The following is a 15,651-nucleotide window of genomic DNA, read 5'->3' on the forward strand; positions in this document are numbered from 1 at the left end:
CAGGGACGCGCTGGCGGCGGCCAGGTCGGCGGTGGCCGCGGCCCGCGGCGCCGACCAGGAGTCGCAGCGCGCGGTGGCCGCCCTCCAGGCCCGTTGCGAGGCGCTGGAGATGAGCCTGGCGAGCGGTGTGGACGGCGCCGCGGCCCTGCTGGGCGCGGGGCTGTCCGGGGTGCTCGGCCCCGTCGCCACCCTGCTGACCGTGCGGCCCGGGGCCGAGGCCGCGATCGCCGCCGTCCTCTCGGTGGACGGGGTCGCCGTCGACTCGCCGAACGCCGCCGTGGCGGCCATGGAGCACCTGCGGGAGCACGACGGTGGCCGGGCCGCCCTCCTCATCGGGGCCGACCGCCGGGACCGGCCGGAACGGCGCGACCTCCCCGTGGCGGGCGCCGAGTGGGCGGCCGACCTGGTGACCGCCCCCGACGGGCTCCGCCCTGCGGTCGACGCCCTCCTCGGTGACGTGCTCGTCGTCGCCGACCTGCTCACGGCGCGGAAGGTCGTCGACGCCGACCCCGGGCTGCGGGCCGTGACGCGGGCGGGCGACGTCCTCGGCGTCCACGCCGCCCGGGGCGGCTCCGGCGGCGCCGCCTCGCTGCTGCAGATGCGGGCCGCCCTCGACGAGGCCGCCGGCGACCTCGCGGCCGCCCGCGAGGGGGCGGCGCGGCATGCCCAGGCGCTGGCCGAGGCCGTGACGGCCGAGCGGGAGTGCCAGCTGGCGGTCGAGGAGGCGCAGGGCCGGGTCACCGAGGCCCAGAACGGCGTCAGCGCCGCGCAGGGCGGCGTCAACGCGGCGCAGAACGGGCTCGACGCCGCCCAGGCCGTGCTCGATCGCGTGCGGGCCCGTCAGCGGGACGCCGACCAGAAGGCGGCCGCCGCGGCCAAGCAGCTCGCCCGCCTGGAGGCGGCCGTCAAGGCGGCCCAGGACGAGGCGGCCCGGCTCGCCAGGTCCGTCGAGGACGCCGAGGAGGCGCGGGAGGCGGCCCAGGCGGGCGTCGTGGAGCTGGAGGAGCAGCTGGCCGAGGCCGAGTACGCCGCGGAGTTGGAGGCCGAGCCCACCACCGACACCCGTGACGAGCTGGCCTCCGCTCTCGGGGTCACCCGACAGGCCGAGATCGAGGCCAGGCTCACCGTCCGTACGGCCGAGGAGCGGGTCAGGGGCATCGCGGGCCGGGCCGACGGCCTGCTGCGGGCGGCCCGGCGGGAGCGGGACGACCGTGCCCGGGCGGCCGCCCAGCGCGAGCGCCGCCGCCGGCAGGCCGAGGTGGCCGCGGCGGCCGTGCAGGGCGCCAGGACCGCGCTCCAGGCGCTGGAGGGGTCGCTCGCCCTCGCCGCCGGGGAGCGCGACGAGGCCGAGCGGGCACGCGGTGAGATCGACGCCGAGCTCAAGCGCGTACGGCTGCGGGTCCGCGAGCTGACCACCGAGCTGGACGCCCTCGTCAACCGCGTGCACGGCAGCGAGATGGCCAGGACCGAGCGCCGGCTGCGCCTGGAGCAGCTGGAGCAGCGGGCCCTGGAGGAGTACGGCGTCGATCTGGAGCCCCTCATCTCCGAGTACGGCCCGGCCGCGCCGGTCCCCGGCGAGCCGCCCGTGCCGTACGTGCGGGAGGAGCAGGAGAAGCGGGCCAGGGCGGCCGAGCGCCAGATGAACCAGCTCGGCAAGGTCAACCCGCTCGCGCTGGAGGAGTTCGCCGCCCTGGAGGAGCGCCACGCGTTCCTCACCTCGCAGCTCGAGGACCTCAAGAAGACCCGGCGCGACCTGCTGCTGGTGGTGAAGGAGGTCGACGACCGGGTCGAGCAGGTGTTCGCGGCGGCGTACGAGGACGTCGCCCGCGAGTTCGCCCAGATCTTCCAGCGGGTCTTCCCCGGCGGCGAGGGACGGCTGCTGCTGACCGACCCCGAGGACATGCTGACGACCGGCGTCGAGGTCGAGGCCCGGCCGCCCGGCAAGAAGGTCAAGCGGCTGTCGCTGCTGTCCGGCGGCGAGCGGTCGCTGACGGCGGTGGCGTTCCTGATCTCCATCTTCAAGGCCCGCCCGTCGCCGTTCTACGTGATGGACGAGGTCGAGGCCGCCCTCGACGACACCAACACGCAGCGGCTGCTCACCCTGTTCGAGGAGCTGCGGCAGAGCTCCCAGCTCATCGTCATCACCCACCAGAAGCGCACCATGGAGATCGCCGACGCCCTGTACGGCGTGTCCATGCGCGGCGACGGCGTCACCCAGGTCGTGAGCCAGCGCCTGCGCACGTAGCCGCCCGGGCGGTGTGTGCCTGAACGGAGCACACCGGGGGTCTGGGAAACTTCATATGTGGACGGTTACATCGGCATCATCGTGATCGTGGCCATCGCCGCCGTGCTGGCGGTGGGTGGCCTGTTCCTGCTGTTCCGGCCCAAAGCCAAGGACCTCCCCCCCGTCCAGGCCCCGCCGGAGCCGCCCGCCCCCGTCATCACCGAGCCCGGCACGACGGCCGGTCTGGGTGAGGAGGACGGCGGCACGACGACCACGCTGCCGCCTCCCGTCGAGGAGCTGGTCAAGGCTCCTCCGATCGAGGTCCCTCCGCCGTCCGCCGGCCGCATGGTCCGGCTGCGCGGCCGCCTGGCCCGCTCGCAGAACGTCCTCGGCCGCGGCCTGCTGGAACTGCTCTCCCGTGACCGGCTCGACGACGACGTCTGGGACGAGATCGAGGAGATCCTCATCACGGCCGACGTCGGCGTGGCCCCGACCCGTGCCATGGTCGAGGACCTGCGCACCAAGGTGAAGGTCCTCGGCAGCCGCACGCCCGACGAGGTCCGCAGGCTGCTCCGCGAGGAACTGCTGGCCCAGGTCGCGCCCGACCTCGACCGCACGCTCCACACGGCGCCGACGGGGGAGCGTCCCGCCGTCGTCCTCGTCGTGGGCGTCAACGGCACCGGCAAGACGACCACGTCGGGCAAGCTCGCCCGGGTGCTCGTCGGCGACGGCCGCACGGTCGTGCTGGGGGCCGCCGACACGTTCCGCGCGGCGGCGACCGACCAGCTCCAGACCTGGGGCGACCGCGTCGGCGCGAGCGTGGTGCGCGGCCCCGAGGGCGGCGACCCGGCGTCCGTCGCCTTCGACGCCGTGGCCAGGGGCATCGAGGACAAGGCCGACACCGTGATCATCGACACGGCCGGCCGGCTCCACACGAAGACCGGCCTGATGGACGAGCTCGGCAAGGTCAAGCGGGTCATCGAGAAGCGGGCGGCGGTCGACGAGGTGCTGCTCGTCCTCGACGCCACCACCGGCCAGAACGGCATGCGCCAGGCGCAGGTGTTCGCCGAGGTGGTCAACGTCACCGGCATCGCGCTGACCAAGCTGGACGGCACCGCCAAGGGCGGCATCGTGATCTCCGTCCAGCGCGAGCTCGGCGTGCCGGTCAAGCTCGTGGGGCTGGGCGAGGGGCCGGACGACCTGGCGCCGTTCGACCCCGAGGTGTTCGTCGACGCCCTGATCGGCGACTGAACCACCGGCGCCGGGCCGGGGGGGCGCGCCACCTCCGGCCCGGCGCCTTCACGCGCTCCGCAGGCGCCGGCCCGCGCCGACGGGGACGACCAGGGGGGTGCCGGCCACCGGGTCGGCGATGACCTTGGCCTCCAGCCCGAAGACCTCCCGGACGCGGTCCTCGGTCAGCACGTCCTCCGGCGGCCCCGCCGCGACCACCCGGCCCTCCCGCATGGCCACGAGCCGGTGGGCGTACCGGGCGGCCAGGTTCAGGTCGTGCAGCACCATCACGACCGTCGTGCCGGTCTCGGCGTGCAGCCGGCCCACCAGTTCCAGGACCTCCACCTGGTGGGCCAGGTCGAGGAACGTCGTGGGCTCGTCGAGCAGCAGCAGGTCGGTCCCCTGGGCGAGCGCCATCGAGATCCACGCCCGCTGCCGCTGCCCCCCGGACAGCTGGTCCACCGGCCGGTCGGCCAGGTCGCGCATGCCGGTCCACTCCAGCGCCTCGGCGACTGCCGCCTCGTCGTCCCTCGACCACTGCCGGTACCACGTCTGGTGGGGGTGCCGCCCGCGCGCCACCAGGTCGGCGACCGTCAGCCCCTCGGGGGCGACCGGAGCCTGGGGGAGCACGCCCAGGATGCGGGCGACCTCCCGGGCCGGCGTCCGGTCGATCCGCCGGCCGTCCAGCAGCACGTGCCCGCCCGAGGGCCGCAGCAGCCGGCCGAGCGCCCGCAGCAGGGTGGACTTGCCGCAGCCGTTCGGCCCGATGATCGTGGTGACCGTGCCCTCCTCGATGCCGAGGTCGAGTCCGTCGACGACCGTGCGGTCGCCGTACCCGAGTCGCAGGTCCACGGCCTGGAGCCTCATCGGCGCCTCCATCAGGTGAGGGTGCGGGCGGCGGCGCGCCGGCCGGATCCGCGCCACAGCAGGTGGATCAGGTACGGGGCGCCGAGCGCGGCCGTGACCACGCCGACCGGGAGCTCGGCGGGGGCGAAGGCCGTCCGCGCCACGAGGTCGGCGGCCGCGGTCAGCACGGCGCCGGTCAGCGCGGAGACGAGCAGCGGCGGGTGCGGGGTCCTGGCCACGCGCAGCGCGATCTGAGGCGCCGTGAGCGCCACGAACGCGACGGGCCCGGCGGAGGCCGTGGCGACCGCGGCGAGCAGCACGGCCACGAGGAGGAGCGCGACCCGGGCCCTGCCCAGACGCACCCCGAGGGCGAGGGCCGTCTCGTCGCCGAATCGCAGCGCCGCCAGCGTCCGCGACAGGCCCAGGGCCACGGGCACGAGGACGGCCAGCGCGACCGCCACCGGGACGACGTGCTCCCATCCGCGGCCGTGAAGCGAGCCGGTGATCCACACCATCGCCCGTGCCGCGTCGTTCACGTCGCCGGCCGTCAGCAGCCAGTGCGTGACGTTCGTGAACACGGCGGCGACGCCGATCCCGACCAGGACCAGGCGGTAGCCGTCCAGGCCGCGCCGCCAGGCCAGGGCGTGGACGGCCGCCGCGCCCACGAGACCGCCCGTGACGGCGGCCGTGGGGACGCCGACGTCCGCCACAGCTCCGCTCACCCCGCCGTACGCGCTGCCGGTGGCGACGATCAGCGCCACCACGCAGACGCCCGCGCCGGACGTCACGCCGAGGATGTCGGGGCTGGCCAGCGGGTTGCGCGAGACGGCCTGGGTGATCGCCCCGGAGAGCCCGAAGGCGGCCCCGGCGAGCGCGCCGGTCAGCACCCGGGGCAGGCGCAGGTCCACCACCACGAAGTGGGCGCCGCCGTCGCCGCCCAGCGCGCGGAGGATCTCGCCGAGCGGCAGCCGTACGTCGCCGAGGCCGAGGTGGGCCGCGGTGAGCGCGGCCAGGGCGGCCAGGCAGGCCAGCGCCACGGCCGCCGGCCGCGGCCGGACCAGCCACGACGTCCCGCCGATCCGGTACGCCCTGGCCTCCGGCAGCCGGATCTCCGGACGATCCGCGCGGGGGCGCGGCCGGACGGAGAAGCGGGGGAGCGGGAGACGGGCCTCCGGCTGACGAAGGAGGGCACGGACCCGGAGCGCCCGGGCCCGCCCCGCCGGACGCGCGGCGGCGGGCGCGGCCCGGCGGACGAGGGCGATGAGGAACGGCGCGCCCAGCAGGGCCAGGACCACGCCCACGGCGAGCTCACCGGGCCGCGCGACGAGCCGCCCGATCACGTCGGCGACGAGCAGCAGCACGGCGCCGAGCAGCCCCGCGTACGGCAGGAGCCACCGGTGGTCGGGGCCGGACAGGGCGCGCGCCAGGTGGGGGACGACGAGCCCTACGAACGCGAGGGCGCCGCAGGCGGCGACCGCGCCGGCCGTGAGCGAGGTCACCGCGGCGAGCCCGACGACGCGGACGGCCCACACGTTCCTGCCGAGGGAGCGGGCCACGTTCTCGCCCAGGGCCAGCGCGTTCAGCCCCCGGGCGTTGGCGAGCGCGAGCACGAGCCCCGCCGCGATGAACGGCGCCACCTGCCAGGCGGGGCCCGCCCCGCGCCCGGCCGGCGAGCCGGCCTGCCAGAAGCGGAACGCGTCCATCGCCTGCTCGTCGAGCAGGACGAGGGCGGAGGTCAGCGCGTACAGCAGGGCGCTGACGGCGGTCCCGGCGAGGGCGAGCGTGAGCGGCGGGGAACCGCCGCGACGGCCGCCGGCGGCGAGCCCGATCGCGAACACGGCGACGCTCGCCGCGAGGGCGCCGCCGACGCCGAGCCAGATGGAGGCCCGGGTGCCGGACACGCCGAACGCGACGATGCCGAGGACCATGGCGAACGCCGCGCCCTGGGTCACCCCGAGCAGGCCGGGGTCGGCGAGCGGGTTGCGGGTGTGGCCCTGCATGAGCGCCCCGGCCATGCCGAGGGCCACCCCGGCGAGGACGCCGAGGACGGTCCGCGGCACCCGCAGCGAGCGCACGATCAGGTCGTTCTCGCCGCCGCCTGGCGACCACAGGGCGTGCCACACGTCGCCGGGCGGCACGGCCTTGGCGCCGAGGGCGAGGCTGAGCCCGGCGGCGACCACGAGCGCCGCGCCGAGCACCAGGAGCACGCGCAGGCGGCGGCTCGCCATCCGGTCCTCCTTGACCTGGACATGAAGTTCTTATTAGGTATGGCTAACCTAACTTAGGCAAGAGAGAGGGACAAATCAGATGAGAATGCGGCGTGCCGTGGTGACGGCCCTGATCGGGGCGGTGCTGTCGGGGGGACTGGCCGCCTGCGGCTCGGCGGGCACTTCGGACGGCGCTTCGGCGGGCGCCTCGGCAGGCGGGGAGGCGGGCGCCGGGCCCGGCGGAACGGCCCCCGCGGCCGCGGGGTTCCCCAGGACGGTCCAGCACGCGATGGGGACCACGGAGATCGCGGCGCAGCCCCGGCGGGTGGTGGCACTCGACCAGAGCTTCGTGGACGCGGCACTGACGCTGGACACCCCGGTCGTGGGCTACACGACCTACCGGTCCATCGAGGACACGCTGCCCGGCTACCTTGCCCCCGTGCTCGACGACGCCCGTGAGGCGGTGTCGGTCGGGACGCTGGAGGCGCCGAGCCTGGAGAAGATCGCCGCGCTGCGGCCCGACCTGATCCTCAGCGCCAAGGTCCGCCACGAGGCGCTGTACGACAAGCTCGGCCGGATCGCCCCAACCGTTTTCAGCGAGACGACCGGCGCGAAGTGGAAGGACAACCTCCGCCTCGTCGGCCGGGCGCTCGGCAAGGAGGACCTGGCCGAGCAGCGGATCAAGGAGTACGAGGACCGCGCCGCCGCGATCGGCGAGGAGATCACGGCCGGGAACGGCGGAACCCCGCCGACCGTCTCGATCATCCGCTTCGCCGGGGAGCCGACCGTCCGGCTGTACGTGGAGAACTCCTACTCCGGCATCGTGCTCAGGGACGCCGGGCTCGTCCGGCCCAAGGGACAGCCCACCACGACCGACACCGTCGCCGTGAACCTCAGCGAGGAGCGGATCCCGGAGATGGACGCCGACCACATCTTCCTGGCGGCCTACGACGACCCCTCGGTGGGCCCGGTGAAGCAGAGGTTCGAGGCCAACCCGCTCTGGGGGCGTCTGAAGGGCGGGATCCACGAGGTGCCGGACATTACCTGGATGACGGCGGTCGGCATCCAGGGGGCCCACGCGATCCTCGACGACCTGGCGACGACCTTCGGCGTGGACCCCGCCCGCCCGTCCTGAACCCACCGGGAGGGGCGGCGGATGTCAGCCCGCGAGGAAGCGGCGTAAATCGGCCAGATGGGGCTCGATGTCGATCCCCGTCTCGTCAAGCCAGCGCTGGTCGCCGTACGTGTGCCGGTAGCGCTCGCCGCCGTCGCAGATGAGCGTGACCACGCTGCCGCGCTCGCCGTTCTCCCGCATCTCGCGGATGACCTCCACGGCCGCCGCGATGTTGGTGCCGGTCGAGCCGCCGACGTCGCGGCGGGTGACCTCCCTGACCCAGTGCATCGCGGCGATCGACAGCGCGTCCGGCACCAGCGTCATCCGGTCGATCACGGTCGGCAGGAACGACGGCTCGACCCTCGGCCGGCCGATGCCCTCGATGCGCGACCCGCGCCCGGCGTGCTCCTCGCCGGAGGCCCAGGACGGGTAGAAGGCCGAGCCCTCCGGGTCGGCCACGCACAGGCGGGTCCGGTGGCGGCGGTACCGGATGTAGCGGCCGATGGTCGCCGAGGTGCCGCCGGTCCCGGCGCCGACCACGATCCACGCCGGGTCGGGGTGCCGTTCGAGGGCCATCTGCTGGAAGATGCTCTCCGCGATGTTGTTGTTGCCGCGCCAGTCGGTGGCCCGTTCCGCGTAGGTGAACTGGTCCATGTAGTGCCCGCCGGTCTCGGCGGCCAGGCGGTGGGACTCCTCGTAGATCGCCCCCGGGTCGTCCACCAGGTGGCACTTCCCGCCGTAGAACTCGATGATCTCCCGCTTCTCCGGCGACGTCGTGGCCGGGATCACCGCGATGAACGGCAGGCCGAGCAGGCGGGCGAAGTACGCCTCACTGACGGCCGTCGACCCGCTGGACGCCTCGATGATCGTCGTCGTGGGCCCGATCCAGCCGTTGGCCAGGCCGTACAGGAAGAGGGAGCGGGCGAGGCGGTGCTTGAGTGAACCGGTCGGGTGCACCGACTCGTCTTTCAAGTAGAGGTCGATGCCCCAGTGGGAGGGGAGCGGGAAGACATGGAGATGGGTGTCGCAACTGCGGTTCGCGTCGGCCTCGACGGCCTGCACGGCCTCCGACACCCACGCCCTGTCCGCAGGGTCGTGCCGGTCCACGTGTTTCATGGCGCCCACTGTAGCCAGTGAGCTCCGCCACACTTTACTCCGGATTGAGGCTCCGGTGTTACTATACTGAGACTTACTCGGCCTGCGTGTGACCAGACCGCGTCCGGCCCCGTGTCGCTTGCACTCCTGTGACCAGGAAAAACAATTAACACTGTGCTTACGTCCCATTCGGCACGATGTTCCTTGGCACAACAATGACCGGACGGCCTCGCATGGGTTCCTGGCGGACGGGTAACGGGGGAGAAGTTCTGTAGGGGGATGAGATGATCTCGACCGACGAGCAGCGACAGGTGTGGTTCGAGCGTGAGGTCGTGCCGGTGACCAACCAGCTCTACGCGTCCGCCATGCGGCTCACCCGTAACCCCGCCGACGCGGAGGACCTGGTCCAGGAGACGGTCGCCAAGGCGTACACGTCCTACCACCAGTTCCGCGAGGGAACGAACCTGAAGGCGTGGCTGCACCGGATCCTGACCAACAACTTCATCAACGACTACCGGAAGCGGCAGCGCTCGCCGAAGCTGTCGGCCGCCGAGGACATCGAGGACTGGCAGCTCGCCGCGGCCGAGTCGCACATGTCCACGGGTCTGCGCTCGGCCGAGAACGAGGCGCTCGACCAGCTTCCCGACAGCGTCGTGATGGACGCCCTGCGCGCCCTGCCCGAGGACTTCCGGGTGGCGGTCTACCTCGCCGACGTGGAGGGGTTCGCCTACAAGGAGATCGCCGACCGCATGGGAACCCCCATCGGCACCGTCATGTCCCGGCTGCACCGCGGCCGGCGGCAGCTTCGCGGCATGCTTGAGGACTACGCCCGCGAGGAGGGCGTCGTCCGCGTCCCCGTCCACGCCTACGCCGCATGAGAACCGTCTGAGAAAGCCCCAGATCGCCTGGGCGTAGGCGGGCCGGCGGACACCCGCCCCGCGGACGCCCGGCCCCGAAGACCCGGCCCGGTACGGCCGCCGCACGACGCGGCGGCCGTACCGGCGTGTCAGGGGTCAGGACGCGGCGATGAGCGCGACCGCGCCGAGCGCGAAGCCCACGCCGGCGATCTGCAGGGCGCTGAGCCGCTCACCCAGGACGTACCGGGCCAGCAGCAGCGTGCTGGCGGGGTACAGCGACACCAGCACCGCCACGAGGCTGAGCATGCCCCGCTGCGCGGCCAGCAGGTAGAGCACGTTGGCCGCCATGTCGAGGACGCCGGCCCAGAGCGTCACCGGCACGCTCCCCGGCGTCGGGCGCAGGGTGGCGCGCCGGGCGACGGCCAGCACCACCACCAGCGCGATCGAGGCGAACCGCGCCCCCAGCAGCGGCCACACGCCGGAGTCCTCCGGGGCCAGCCTCAGCAGGATGAAGAACGCGCCGAACCCGGCCCCGGAGGCGAGCGCGCCCAGGATGGGGCCGACGCGCGAGCCGGTGGCCGTGCCGTTCGGGTCGCGGCTGACGAGCAGGACGGCGAGCAGGCCCAGCACCACGCCGGTCAGCGCCAGGGCGGACGGGCGCTCCCCGATGAGCAGGCCGAAGATCACCGGGACCGCCATGGCCGTGGTCGCCGTGGTCGGGGCGACCACGGACATCATCCCGGTGGCGAGCCCCCGGTAGAACAGGACGAGGGCGCCCGCCCCCGCCACGCCCGACGCCATCCCCCACAGCAGCGCCGCGGGGCTCACGCTCCCCGGCAGCAGCGGGATGAGCACCCCGATCAGCAGCAGCCCTCCCACCTGGGACAGGACGACGACCGCGAGGACCCGGGAGCGCCTGGTGGCCAGTCCGCCGAGGAAGTCGGCCGTCCCGAAGATCACCGCACATGCCGTAGCGAGCGCCACCGCCGTCACGAGTTCCCCCAAGGAATCGGCAAGGATAGTTCAATAGATTGTAATAGTAGACCACTAGACTGTACTCATGCCTGATCCGTCGACGATCAACGCGGCCATCGCCGCCAACGTCCGGGCTCAGCGGGCGCATCGGGGCATGACGCTCGACGAGCTGGCGGCCCGATCGAACGTGAGCCGCGGCATGCTCATCCAGATCGAGCAGGGCCGTACCAACCCGAGCGTGAACACCCTGTGCCGGATCGCCGACGCCCTCGGCGTCACGATGGGCCGGCTCGTGGAGGTGTCGGACACGCCGGTCGTCCGCGTGGTCCACGCCGCGGAGGTCGTCACGTTCACGCACCCCGGAGGCGGCTCGGCCAAGCTGCTCGTCGGCACCGACGCCCCCGCCATCCTGGAGCTGTGGGACTGGCGCCTCGGCCCCGGCGAGCACCACGACGGCGACGCCCACCCCGCCGGCACCCGGGAGATGCTCACCGTCCTCGAAGGGGAGCTGACGCTGGTCGTGTACGGCCGCAGCCACGTCGTCGGGGCGGACGAGGCGGTGGTGTTCAGCGCCGACCGCCCGCATCGATACGCGAACGCGGGCGACGCGCCGCTCCGGTTCGTCATGGTCGTCACCGAGCCGCCCGAGCGTCTGGACGACTGACCGCTTATGGCTGCGCTGTAACGCTTCGTAGTCTCATCATTACTCTATGAAGTGGCAAGGGGCGGCCCAAGGTTGGGTACATACCTTTTTGTGCGTGTCTCTACGGCAGGGGGCGGTGGCCGGTGACTGAGCCGCGCACCGCTATTGGACGACTCCGCGCGGAACTCGCCGCCCTCGGTGTGCACGAGGCGTACGAGATCGGCGACGGTGCCACGCTGTCGGTCTGGATCGGCCTCGTCGTGAGCTTCCGCGACGGCCTTTACCGTTGGCGCGAGGGCGCCGTGAAGTGCCGCCACCTGGGTACGGACCCTGTGGGATGCGCCACGCGGGTGGCCCGCCGGTATGCCGAGCTGCGGGCCGAGGTGCCGCCCTGGTGGGAGGAGCTGGCCAAGGTTCTGCGGGGGGACGCGGCCCAGGAGTATCCGTAGCCGACCGCCCCCGCTCGCTCGGGGGGTCGTATGCGGAGGCTGTCCGTACTGCTGTCGCTGCTCATGCTCGCCGGCTGCGGGCGGGCCGCGACCTCGGCGATGCCCGCCGGGCCCGCCGGACCGGCCGCCGCTCGCCCGGGCTACGGCGTCGCCGACAGGTTCGACCCCGGGATGCTCCGGATGCGCCTGATCGGGGCCCAGCCCGGCTGGCCGGGCCCCCGTCTCCCGCTCGCCCCGCCGCCCCGCAAACTGGACTGCGGCCGGCTCAAATGCGTCGCGCTGACGTTCGACGACGGGCCGGGGGAGGCCACGGACAAGGTCCTCGACCTGCTGGCGGCCCACCACGCCCGGGCGACGTTCTTCGTGCTCGGGCAGATGGTGACCGACAAGAGCCGGGACTTCGTCCGCCGGATGGTCGCCGAAGGCCACGAGGTCGGCAACCACTCCTGGGACCACGCCGCGCTGGCCGGCCTGTCCGCCGACGCCGTGCGCCGCGAGCTCGACCGCACTCAGGACGTCGTACGACGGGCCGCCGGCGTGCGGATGACGCTGATGCGGCCGCCGTACGGGTCGACGAACCACGAGGTGGAGAACGTCGCCAGGCAGGAGGGGCTGGCGCAGATCCTGTGGGCCGTCGACACGCTCGACTGGCGCGACCACGACCCCGCCATCGTGGCCAAGCGGTGCTGCTCGGCGAAGCCGGGCGACATCGTGCTCATGCACGACATCCATCCCACGACGATCGCCGCCCTGCCCCGCCTCCTGGACGAGCTCGACCGCAAGGGCTTCACGTACGTGACCGTCTCCGAGCTGCTCGGCAGCCCGGCTCCCGGGAAGCAGTACTTCAACCGGTGAAGGGCTACGACGTCCAGGGGCCGGCGCTGGAGCTGGGGGCGCTGATCCGCGACGACGGCGCCGCCGACCCGGCCGAGCCCATCCGCGTCCCGCTGGCCATGATGAACCGGCACGGCCTGGTCGCGGGGGCCACCGGCACCGGCAAGACCAAGACCCTCCAGCTCCTCGCCGAGCAGTTGTCCGAGCAGGGCGTGCCGGTCTTCCTGGCCGACGTCAAGGGCGACCTGTCCGGCATGGCCTCGCCCGGCGTCCCGTCCGACCGGGTGAGCAGGCGGGCGGCCGAGGTGGGCGAGACGTGGTCGCCCGCGGCCTGCCCGGTCGAGTTCTTCTCGCTCGGCGGGATGGGCGAGGGGATCCCGCTGCGGGCGACGATGAGCGCGTTCGGGCCGACCCTGCTGGCCCGGGTCCTGGAGCTCAACGAGACGCAGGAGTCGTCGCTCGGGCTGATCTTCTACTTCGCCGACAAGCACGGGCTGCCGCTGCTCGACCTCAAGGACCTGGTCGAGGTGATCCGGTACCTCACCGAGACCCCGGAGGCCCTCAGCGGCATCGGCGGCCTGTCCGCCGCGACCGCCGGCGTCATCCTCCGCGCCCTGGTCAACTTCCAGGCGCAGGGGGCGGAGGCGTTCTTCGGCGAGCCCGAGTTCGACGTGCACGACCTCCTGCGGACCACGCCGGACGGCAAGGGAGTGGTGTCCGTCCTGGAGCTGCCCGCCGTCCAGGACCGGCCGCAGCTGTTCTCGACCTTCCTGATGTGGCTGCTGGCCGACCTGTTCGAGGTGCTGCCCGAGGTGGGCGACCCGGACAAGCCGTCGCTGGTGTTCTTCTTCGACGAGGCCCACCTGCTGTTCGACGGCGCGTCCAAGGCGTTCCTGCGGTCGATCACGCAGACCGTGCGCCTGATCCGCTCCAAGGGCGTCGGCGTGTTCTTCGTCACCCAGACGCCGAAGGACGTGCCCGCCGACGTGCTGGCCCAGCTCGGCGCGCGGGTGCAGCACGCCCTGCGGGCCTTCACGCCGCAGGACGCCAAGGCGCTCAAGGCCACCGTCTCGACGTTCCCGAACTCCTCCTACGACCTGGAGAAGCTGCTGACCGAGCTCGGCATCGGCGACGCCGTGGTGACCGTGCTGTCCGAGACGGGCGCGCCGACCCCGGTCGCCTGGACCCGGCTGCGCGCCCCGCGCACGCTCATGGCGCCGTCCGCCCCGGCCGTGGTGCAGGGCGTCATCGCCGCCTCCCCGCTCTTGTCCAAGTACGGCACGGCGGTGGACCGGCAGTCGGCGTACGAGATCCTGTCGGCCCGGCTGGCCCCGAGCGAGCCGGCGGCCCGGCCGCCCGAGCCGCAGCCGTCCCGGCGGGAGCCGGCGCCGGGGGAGCGGGAGGAGCGGCGCGAGCGGACGCCGTCCGTGCTGGAGGGGATGCTCGAGTCGAAGGAGTTCCGCTCGCTGGCCCGGTCCGCCGCGTCCGCCCTCGGCCGGGAGATCACCCGGTCGATCTTCGGGACGCCGCGGCGCAGGCGCCGCTGAGCGCGAGCGTGTGCGCTTTGTCGGAGGGACGTGCCAAAGTGGCGGGCATGGGTTTCAGCGGGTTCCCCGACGAGGCGCTCATCTTCTACGAGGGCCTGGTCGCCGACAACTCCCGGGGCTACTGGGCGGCCAACAAGGAGCTGTACGAGGACGCCGTCAAGGCGCCGATGCTCGCCCTGCTGGAGGAGCTGGCCCCCGAGTTCGGCGACTCCCATCTGTTCCGGCCGTACCGGGACGTGCGGTTCGCCAAGGACAAGTCGCCGTACAAGACCCACCAGGGCGCCTACTTCAGGGCGGGCCTGGAGGGTGTGGGCTACTACGTGCAGATCGACGCCGACGGGCTGTACGCGGCCGCCGGCTGGTGGGCGTCCGGTGAGCAGGTGCTGCGCTACCGGGAGGCGCTCGACGACGACACGGCGGGCGCCCGGCTCGAGGAGGTCCTCGCCGCCCTGCCGGGCGGGCTGACGGTGGGCGGCGAGCGCCTCAAGACCCGGCCGCGGGGCACCCCGGAGGACCACCCGCGGCTCGACCTCATGCGGTACAAGTCGCTGCACGCCGGGCGCCGGTTCGAGCCCGAGCCGTGGCTCCACACCCCCGAGACCCTCGACCGCGTACGGGACACCTGGCGCGCCTGCGTCCCGCTCGTCGACTGGCTGCGCGTCCACCTCAGCTGACCCGCCGTGTCAGCGGCCGAGCAGCAGCGCCAGCACGGTGACGACCACCCAGGCGCCCGCGAGCGCCGTGTGCATGCCCCCGCCGATGTTCCGCATCGCGGACCCTCCCTTCCCCCCGAGATCTCCTGACCACGGGACGAGGATGCGCTCCGGCGGTTGTGTCCGGCTGAGGAGTGACTTGGACGGCCGTCAGGACGCGACGTGGACGACCCCGCAGGCGATCCGGCGCCCGGCGTCGCCGGTCTTCAGCGTGGCGGCGTCCGGGCCGGTGGTGCCGGTGGCGTCCTTCGGGTGGGTGTAACGGCTGGGGATGTTGGCGAAGTTGTCCGGCTTGGCGTGGATGATGATGGCGCTGCCGTCCGCGTCCCTGAGCCGGGCCGGGGTGAACCGGTCCGTCAGGAAGCTCGTGCTGGCCACGCCGTCGGCGGTCGCGAGCAGCGAGGGGAGGTTGCCCCCTGCGTCCCCGTCCTGTCCCTGGTCCATGTGACCGCCGGCGCTGGCGAACGGGCTGCCGGTGTCGGGGTCGACCGAGGCGGGGTCGCACACGCCGGCCGAGTGGATGTGGAAGCCGTGGAAGCCCGGGGTCAGGCCGCGGACGAACACGGTGACCCGCGACGCGGCGGACGAGTACCGCTCGATCCGCAGGGTGCCGAGGACCTTTCCGTTGACGTCCCTGATCACGGCGCTCGCCGCCGCGTCCGGCCGTGCCTGTGCCTGCGGCAGCGCACCGGTGTGCGGCTGAGCACCGGCGTGCGGCAGCGCGAGGACGCAGGCGCCGACGCCGAGCGCGAGGTTGGCGGCCAGGGCGAGATGACTCGTGCGAAGCATGGGTGAGGCTCCTCCGTAGGGGCTGGTGCCTGCGACAGGAGAGCACGCGCGGGCACGCCCGGGAGAGCGGTAGACGGGCCCTGTGCCCGCCGTTTACCCGTTCTTGCCGACCCCCGACCCCCGACCCC

14 protein-coding genes are annotated in these 15,651 nt (G+C 73.5%); 9 read left to right on the forward strand and 5 right to left on the reverse strand.

Annotated elements, in window-relative coordinates:
• Window positions 1-2,245: AAA family ATPase (locus MPTA5024_RS31875; RefSeq protein ID WP_157099881.1), on the forward strand; the 2,245-nt coding region annotated here is incomplete at its 5' end.
• Between the two features lie 57 nt (window positions 2,246-2,302).
• The gene (ftsY, locus tag MPTA5024_RS31880; protein WP_036331365.1) at window positions 2,303-3,475 is read left to right on the forward strand and encodes a signal recognition particle-docking protein FtsY; all 1,173 of its coding nucleotides are present in this window, start codon (window positions 2,303-2,305) and stop codon (window positions 3,473-3,475) included.
• Between the two features lie 48 nt (window positions 3,476-3,523).
• Here ftsY and MPTA5024_RS31885 read toward each other — a convergent pair whose 3' ends face one another.
• Both MPTA5024_RS31885 and MPTA5024_RS43985 read right to left on the reverse strand, forming a co-directional pair.
• Window positions 3,524-4,321, reverse strand: a complete 798-nt coding sequence (locus MPTA5024_RS31885; RefSeq protein WP_084370228.1) for an ABC transporter ATP-binding protein — start codon at window positions 4,319-4,321, stop codon at window positions 3,524-3,526.
• Between the two features lie 11 nt (window positions 4,322-4,332).
• Window positions 4,333-6,528, reverse strand: coding sequence for an iron ABC transporter permease (locus MPTA5024_RS43985; protein ID WP_036331366.1), 2,196 nt, complete (start codon window positions 6,526-6,528; stop codon window positions 4,333-4,335).
• 79 nt (window positions 6,529-6,607) lie between these two features.
• Here MPTA5024_RS43985 and MPTA5024_RS31900 point away from each other — a divergent pair, with 79 nt between their 5' ends.
• The gene (locus tag MPTA5024_RS31900) at window positions 6,608-7,642 is read left to right on the forward strand and encodes an ABC transporter substrate-binding protein (RefSeq protein ID WP_036331367.1); all 1,035 of its coding nucleotides are present in this window, start codon (window positions 6,608-6,610) and stop codon (window positions 7,640-7,642) included.
• Window positions 7,643-7,666: 24 nt separating this feature from the next.
• On the opposite strand, the gene MPTA5024_RS31905 is transcribed toward MPTA5024_RS31900, so the two are convergent.
• Window positions 7,667-8,737 (reverse strand): PLP-dependent cysteine synthase family protein, encoded by a 1,071-nt coding sequence (locus MPTA5024_RS31905; RefSeq protein ID WP_036332028.1) that lies wholly within the window; start codon window positions 8,735-8,737, stop codon window positions 7,667-7,669.
• Between the two features lie 263 nt (window positions 8,738-9,000).
• On the opposite strand from MPTA5024_RS31905, the gene MPTA5024_RS31910 reads away from it, so the two are divergent.
• Window positions 9,001-9,594 (forward strand): sigma-70 family RNA polymerase sigma factor, encoded by a 594-nt coding sequence (locus tag MPTA5024_RS31910; protein WP_036331368.1) that lies wholly within the window; start codon window positions 9,001-9,003, stop codon window positions 9,592-9,594.
• A gap of 135 nt (window positions 9,595-9,729) precedes the next feature.
• On the opposite strand, the gene MPTA5024_RS31915 is transcribed toward MPTA5024_RS31910, so the two are convergent.
• Complete coding sequence (locus tag MPTA5024_RS31915; RefSeq protein ID WP_232326727.1) at window positions 9,730-10,578, reverse strand: DMT family transporter; 849 nt, start codon at window positions 10,576-10,578, stop codon at window positions 9,730-9,732.
• Between the two features lie 55 nt (window positions 10,579-10,633).
• On the opposite strand from MPTA5024_RS31915, the gene MPTA5024_RS31920 reads away from it, so the two are divergent.
• The 5 genes from MPTA5024_RS31920 to MPTA5024_RS31940 all read left to right on the forward strand — a co-directional run bounded on the left by MPTA5024_RS31920 (window position 10,634) and on the right by MPTA5024_RS31940 (window position 14,695).
• Complete coding sequence (locus MPTA5024_RS31920) at window positions 10,634-11,212, forward strand: helix-turn-helix domain-containing protein (protein WP_036331370.1); 579 nt, start codon at window positions 10,634-10,636, stop codon at window positions 11,210-11,212.
• A gap of 122 nt (window positions 11,213-11,334) precedes the next feature.
• Window positions 11,335-11,640 (forward strand): hypothetical protein, encoded by a 306-nt coding sequence (locus MPTA5024_RS31925; RefSeq protein ID WP_036331371.1) that lies wholly within the window; start codon window positions 11,335-11,337, stop codon window positions 11,638-11,640.
• Window positions 11,641-11,670: 30 nt separating this feature from the next.
• Window positions 11,671-12,495 (forward strand): polysaccharide deacetylase family protein, encoded by an 825-nt coding sequence (locus MPTA5024_RS42860; RefSeq protein ID WP_036331372.1) that lies wholly within the window; start codon window positions 11,671-11,673, stop codon window positions 12,493-12,495.
• The gene (locus MPTA5024_RS31935; protein ID WP_036331373.1) at window positions 12,492-14,021 is read left to right on the forward strand and encodes a helicase HerA-like domain-containing protein; all 1,530 of its coding nucleotides are present in this window, start codon (window positions 12,492-12,494) and stop codon (window positions 14,019-14,021) included. Before MPTA5024_RS42860 ends, MPTA5024_RS31935 begins: the two co-directional genes overlap by 4 nt.
• A 47-nt stretch (window positions 14,022-14,068) precedes the next feature.
• Complete coding sequence (locus MPTA5024_RS31940) at window positions 14,069-14,695, forward strand: DUF2461 domain-containing protein (RefSeq protein WP_036331375.1); 627 nt, start codon at window positions 14,069-14,071, stop codon at window positions 14,693-14,695.
• Window positions 14,696-14,884: 189 nt separating this feature from the next.
• Here the strand turns inward: MPTA5024_RS31940 and MPTA5024_RS31945 are convergent, their stop codons facing one another.
• Window positions 14,885-15,523 carry a superoxide dismutase family protein gene (locus tag MPTA5024_RS31945; protein WP_036331376.1) on the reverse strand — a complete coding sequence of 213 codons (639 nt, stop codon included), beginning with the start codon at window positions 15,521-15,523 and terminating at the stop codon, window positions 14,885-14,887.
• Window positions 15,524-15,651: the final 128 nt, after the last annotated feature.

It is taken from the genome of Microbispora sp. ATCC PTA-5024 (assembly GCF_000511135.2).
GTDB classification, from domain to species: domain Bacteria; phylum Actinomycetota; class Actinomycetes; order Streptosporangiales; family Streptosporangiaceae; genus Microbispora; species Microbispora corallina.